The organism is Spirosoma oryzae, from assembly GCF_003002825.1.
GTDB classification, from domain to species: Bacteria; Bacteroidota; Bacteroidia; order Cytophagales; family Spirosomataceae; genus Spirosoma; species Spirosoma oryzae.
Map to the genome: position 1 here is coordinate 1 of NZ_PVTE01000062.1, position 5,986 is coordinate 5,986.

Sequence of the window (5,986 nt, forward strand, 5' to 3'; positions counted from 1 at the left end):
CGTCATATTTACGCCGAGTTTTGGGTTTACCTGGTTGCAGCATGATCTTGCTAAGTTAAGCAAGTTCACTGTGCCGATTAATTAGACCATCTCAGCCCCTCAGACCGTATTCTGGTGTTGTATGGCAATACCCATGTCTACATTCTAAACCATTTGCTAACTGCTAGTCCTGACTTTGACTTGGCCAACACGCTAGACTACTTGAAATAAGTAACCGGTTTTCAATCAAGGGCTGATCTTCTCACATTAGGGAGCATTTCATTTGGCAACGACGCCTAGCCTGATTTACTTGCCGCTTTAACCTAGCCAATTCGACAATCTGCTTGCGAACCATCCTCTTCGTCACCCTGCTGCTACTTGGTCTACATGGCCCCAGCCTGGCTCAAGTACCATTCTCGCATTCATCGTCTCCCGACGGGGTAGGGTTTACTAAAAGAACATATGTAGCTGGTAGCGACACGCTTCGCTATCGGTTGTTGTATCCGCTCAACTACGACAGTCGTAAAAAGTATCCCCTCCTGCTGTATCTGCACGGTAACGGTGAGCGGGGCAATGATAACCAGACGTCATTGGTACGCGTGCCCACGGCGCTGACCAATGAATCCGGCCGTCAACAGTTCCCCTGTTTTATGCTGGTGCCCCAGTGTCCCAGAAAGCAGGTATGGGTCGACTTCCCCCACTTTCCCCGGAGTTTGCGCACGTCGGCTGAGCCGACCCGTCCTGCCCGGCTAACTCTGGCGCTTGTGGACGAGTTAATCGATCAACTGGCCATCGATCCGGATCGCGTCTATCTCACGGGTTATTCCGGCGGCGGAGAAGGGGCCTTCGATCTACTGATGCGACGCCCCAGGTTGTTCGCTGCGGCCATCCCCGTGTGCTCCGTGGCGGACACGGGGATGGCCGTAGCGATCTATACTACCCCGGTGTGGCTATTTCATGGCTCGGCCGACAAGGTCAACCCAGCGTTGTATTCCCGACTGATGGTAGCGGCCCTATGCCAGCATGGTGGGAACCCTATCTATACGGAGTATAGCGGGGCTGGCCACAATATTGTCCAGCAGGCGTACGCAGAAGCAGGCTTATTTGAGTGGCTATTCGACCAGCGCAAGCGCTACCATAAACAAAGAGTCACGCCTAATAAGCGATAATCTCCTTTCGGTCTGACACCACTTTTTTGTAGGGATTCGTTAGAAAAGCCTGCATGAAGCGGTCCATCTCAGGGCTGCTAACCATATGGGCCCGATTTAGAAACAGGAGTCGCTGACTGTTGGGCATATAATGATGAATGCGATCGATGTAAAGCGGGCGACACGCATTGTCCATAGCACCATCAGTCAACAACGCCGGCTTAGTCGAGTAGAACGGCTCTTTGGTGCTGGCTTTTACGGGCGCTACCTGCCAGCAATCACACATCTCCTTGTAGACGTCGTTGATGTGATAGCCCCGCAAATACGGGTAGGCGTTGTAGAGTTGCCGGATAACGGTTTCGCTGTGGTACGTGGCCTGATCCGCGCAGTAGGCCGATATCCGCATGCCCGATGGGCCAACCCCACCCGCAAAGAGTCGATCAAGCATTGGCTTGACGTAAGGCGCATGATTACCCCGGATCAGTTCCGTTACGATGTAGGCAATGTCTTTAGTGGGGGCCCGGACCAGGATGCCTAGCAAATCATTGCGGGTGTACTGAATGGCTATCGGCTGACTCGTGCCTTTTTCGAGGTAGGGTATGGTGAAAGTCTGTCCGTCGATCGCGGTGAAATAGCGTTCAAATCGTGCTTTCAGATTCCGGTATCGATCGGTATGGGTCGAATCCTGCTCGACGTGCTGCCAGAGCACCGCCAATGATTCCGCAAAGTTGGCCGGCTCATCTTCATCGATCGGTACAAATGTGGGAAGGGGCGAGTCAAGAATTAAGGACCGGGCAGGGACCGGGTTTTTCTGGAGTACGGCCAGCATAAGCCCCCCACTATACGAGCCTCCGAACAGATTGACCGAATCAAGCCGGAGCGTAGCAATCAGGTCCTGTAAGTCCGCTGCGCTTTCGTCGGTGTTGTAGGCCGACAAATCGATACCCTGTGCTTCCAGCGTCTTTTTATAGCGTTTTACGCCCACCACGACCATGCTGTCCTTGTTAAGGTTTTTGCGGTATGACTCTTTGATGGCATTGCTCAAGTCGTCACGCCACAAGTTGGGCACCGCGTAGCGCGTGCCGCGTTGTTCAAAGGCAATACAATCCCGGTCGTTGATCACTAGTCCCTGGGGAACGCTTCGGGTCCACCCCAGTGAGCTTCCCCCAGGCCCACCGGCCGTAAACAGGAGTGGATCCTTCTTCTTGCGCGGATTTTTGCTCTCCACCACCATGAAAGGTAGCTTTAGTGTCTTTGCGTTGGGGCGGCTACGGTTTTCGGGCACAATCAGATACGCACAACGCGAACGAAAGCTGCTGTCGATGGATACGGGACACGAGCAGGGCTCAACAGGCCGGATCACTCCCGGCTGGCTGTACGCCCGGGGGTAGGGACTACAGGCTGCGACTAACAGCAGCCACAAAAATCGGTTCATGCGCGGTTGATTTATGTTTCCACAAAGCAACCGCGTTCTGCGCAGCGAGCGTAGTAAAAAACGGACAAAATGACGCGCTGTACTCTCGCGGGCAGTTAACGGGTAGCCCTCCGGCTACTTAGCGCGACTGGCCTACCTTCTGACCTGTAAACTTGACGACGTCTTTGTAGAAATGGCTCAGGTCATAGTAACCGTAGTCCTCGCAGGCGAATCGGTTCTTATCGGCGACATAGGCTGAGAGCGCGGCCCGAATCCGTAGCTGGGATAAGTATTGCTTGGGGGAGGTACCCACCACGCGATGAAAATAACGATTGATGGTCCGGGAGGTAGCAAACAGTCGGTCGGCGAGCTGACCAGGGTTCAGCACCAACCCACTCGCTTCAAAGGTGCCAATTGTGTCGGCGACGAAGGTGCGGTAATGGTTAACTTTTTTATGCTGCTGGTATTGATCCAGGAAGAAGTGCTGGAGCAGTTCAATACGCTGCTCAAACAGGTCGACTTGTTTAGCCCGCTGAATCAGGCTGGCCGGCAAAACGGTTTCCAGCCGGACCACCTGATCAATCAGGGGCGGCTGACTGATGCCCAGTATCGCTTCCAGGCCGCCGGGGTAAAACTTGATGGTAAAAATGGAATCGGTTGGCAGATTGAAGCGTTCGACGATGGTATTACGCAGGATGAGTACGTCGGTATTGGCCTGGATGAGGTAGCGCTTCGAGCCAATCGCCAGCTGATAAGGTGGGCCCAGGTTGAGATAGCAGGTCGGCGTCCAGCTGGGAAACATCTTGATGGTAAACCGACTATCAGCCACGTAGCGGTAGGTTTCCTCGGCCGATGACTCGGCAAAGAACTCAATGAAGTTAGCCAGCTCTCCGGTGGGAGCGTAAAACCGGTAGAGTTTTTTGATGTTTTCGAAGATTTCAGTCATCAGCGTCGGGTGGGGGATCGACGAGCGGTGCTTGTCAGTCCTAAGCTAAGGGACAAATTACACCTATGCGCTACCAAATATGATTAACGGAGGATTTCAATTTCCGGCAGCTGATGGTACGCTATAGTTTGTATTTAAGGACGTACAAGTTCTCGAAAAACGCTGGCCCGTGAGATACTTCATGATCCTGCAGTTGCCTTAACAACTTTTAACTTGGCCAATTCGGCAACCGCTTTCATTTTTGTTCGGTAATCCGCTCCACCTTACCAGAATGAAAACACGCCTACTTGTAGTCTTCTGGCTGCTGGCAACTGAACTAGTCAATGCTCAACAAACCAGCCATCAACTAATCACCTTCTCCATCCCTTTTGGAGCCGACACCACTCAGTTCGTTCTAGTTGGTGACCGCCATCAACTAACCAACAAAAAGCCCATCTTGATCTTTCGGCAGGGATCCTTACCCATCCCACTGCTTACGCGCAACCCTAAAAACCAGCAGATTAGCCTGACCGAGTTACCTGCGCCTGTGTACGACTACCGGCACAAGTACCATATCCTGATGATTGCCAAACCGGGCATCCCCCTACAGGTGGAAGATACCTACCTAGATACGCTTTTTAGCGGCAAACCCGCCCTGGCCATGTTTCCACGGGCCTACCATGCCCGCAACTATTTGGAATACTACGTGGACCAGACCAACGCCGTGCTGACCTACGTACTCAAACAACCCTGGGCCGACGCCCGACGGGTGGTAATCGTGGGGGGATCGGAAGGCTATCAAGTAAGTCTGAAGACAGCCTACACCAATAAGCAGATCACTCACCTGATTGCCTACTCAGGTAACGTGGAGGGCCGCCAGCAAGCTCAAATCCGCGAAGCCCGCGCCAGTGGTATCGGTTCGCCCTTGCAGCAAGCCCAAGCGCAGCAACTGGTCGAGCGCTTACAGAAGGACTGGTTGGCGGTTTGTCGTGATTCGTTGAACACCACCAACGCGACGGTTGGCGATTCAAACCGGAGTATATATTCCTTCTCACACACCAACAATGTACACTACCTCACGAGCCTGCACATCCCAATCTGTATTGTATCGGGCACTGCGGATGTACGGGCGCATTCAAATGATGTGTTACCGCTGGAGTTTGCTCGTCGGGGCAAGACGAATCTGACGCTTAAAACCTATGTGGATTTAGATCACTCGCTTCGCCATATCAGCTATGATAGCGGTGGCCAAGTGGTGGGTAAAGTGTATGATGGCAACCGGGTGCATTGCGACTACCTGGAGTGGTTAGACTCGCATTAGTGGTGGCCACTCTAAACTTTAGGCTGGTCGAGTTGACCACAACTACCTATCACAACTGACATTTCAGTCTCTGTAAACGCTCTTGGCTGTTGCAAGTCCAACTGGACGCTTACCCAACTGAGCGATCTGGCACCGGGGGGGCACACCGTGCAGGCCCGCGCGCAGCTAGCTAGCCAGGCGGTCAGTGCCTATAGTGCGGTTAACTCGTTCACCATTGTGGTGCTGCCCAGCGTGGTCACGGCCACGCCTACGGGAGTAAGTAGCAGTGGTGCCACGCTGGGTGGCGAGGTAACCGACGCCGGTGCGGGTACGGTCAGCGAGCGGGGCGTGGTCTACGTCGCCGGTAACGGAACCCCCACTACCAGCGATACCAGAGTGGCTATTGGGGCGGGAACGGGTAGTTTCGCCCAGGCCGTCACCAACCTGAGCCCGTCAACGATCTACTCGGTACGGGCCTATGCCGTCAACCAGGCGGGGACCAGCTACGGCACGACGCAACTCGTCTCGACGGGCAACGCGCTGGCGATCGGTTCCGTAACACCCGAAGCCGTGTGCGCGGGAGGGACGATCAGCGTGGCCTACACGAACTCCTCACCAGGCACAACCCTGATGGTGTACCTTAACGGTCCGTCGACGAGTAACTTGTTGCTGACGACGCTGAACGCCAGTCAGGCCAGCGGTACGATTACGGCATCTATTCCCGCCGACCGCGTGGCCGGTCCGTATTCAGTCTACCTCAGTGGGGGCGGTGCCAGCTCGGGTAGCGTCAACCTGACGGTAAAAGCAATCCCGCCCGCACCGTCGACAACGCCGGTGACGGTTTGCCAGAACACCACGCCGGTCTCGCTGGCTACGGGTGTGACGGCTTCGCCGGGAGCCTCCTTGAACTGGTATACGGCCGCGACCGGTGGCACTGCATCTGCCAATGCGCCGGTGCCACCGACCAGCACGGTTGGTTCGACCACCTACTACGTCAGTCAGCTGGGCAACGGCTGCGAAGGTCCACGGGTGGCCCTGATCTATACGGTCAATGCCCTGCCCGTGGCAACGCTGACCAACGACGGCCCGCTGAGTTGCGCCAAGACAACGGTGACCCTGACGGCTGGTGAAGGGAGTAACTACCGGTTCAGTGATGGCGCTGCCCAGGTTGGAACCAGCAATCAGGCAACTGTCAGCCTGAACGCTACCTACAGCGTGAC

At 54.9% G+C, this 5,986-nt stretch carries 5 protein-coding genes and 1 pseudogene; 4 read left to right on the forward strand and 2 right to left on the reverse strand.

The features are described from left to right. Positions 1–105: 105 nt before the first annotated feature. Together CLV58_RS29345 and CLV58_RS28230 are read left to right on the forward strand one after the other, a co-directional pair. Positions 106–210, forward strand: a pseudogene (locus tag CLV58_RS29345) (DUF5694 domain-containing protein); the annotation flags it as partial. 113 nt (positions 211–323) lie between these two features. Beyond that, positions 324–1,148, forward strand: coding sequence for a carboxylesterase family protein (locus CLV58_RS28230; RefSeq protein ID WP_170108823.1), 825 nt, complete (start codon positions 324–326; stop codon positions 1,146–1,148). Here the strand turns inward: CLV58_RS28230 and CLV58_RS27745 are convergent. Together CLV58_RS27745 and CLV58_RS27750 are read right to left on the reverse strand one after the other, a co-directional pair. Further along, a complete protein-coding gene (locus CLV58_RS27745; protein ID WP_106141100.1) occupies positions 1,135–2,562 on the reverse strand; it encodes an alpha/beta fold hydrolase in 1,428 nt (475 codons plus the stop codon). The genes CLV58_RS28230 and CLV58_RS27745 overlap by 14 nt on opposite strands. A 118-nt stretch (positions 2,563–2,680) precedes the next feature. Continuing rightward, positions 2,681–3,487 (reverse strand): AraC family transcriptional regulator, encoded by an 807-nt coding sequence (locus CLV58_RS27750; protein WP_106141101.1) that lies wholly within the window; start codon positions 3,485–3,487, stop codon positions 2,681–2,683. 271 nt (positions 3,488–3,758) lie between these two features. Between CLV58_RS27750 and CLV58_RS27755 the strand changes: the two genes are divergently transcribed. Together CLV58_RS27755 and CLV58_RS27760 are read left to right on the forward strand one after the other, a co-directional pair. After that, entirely contained in the window at positions 3,759–4,787 is a 1,029-nt protein-coding gene (locus CLV58_RS27755) for an alpha/beta hydrolase family protein (protein ID WP_106141102.1), read from the forward strand. A 147-nt stretch (positions 4,788–4,934) separates the two neighbouring features. Then, positions 4,935–5,986 (forward strand): Ig-like domain-containing protein (locus tag CLV58_RS27760; protein WP_483881774.1); only part of this gene is annotated, 1,052 nt, incomplete at its 3' end.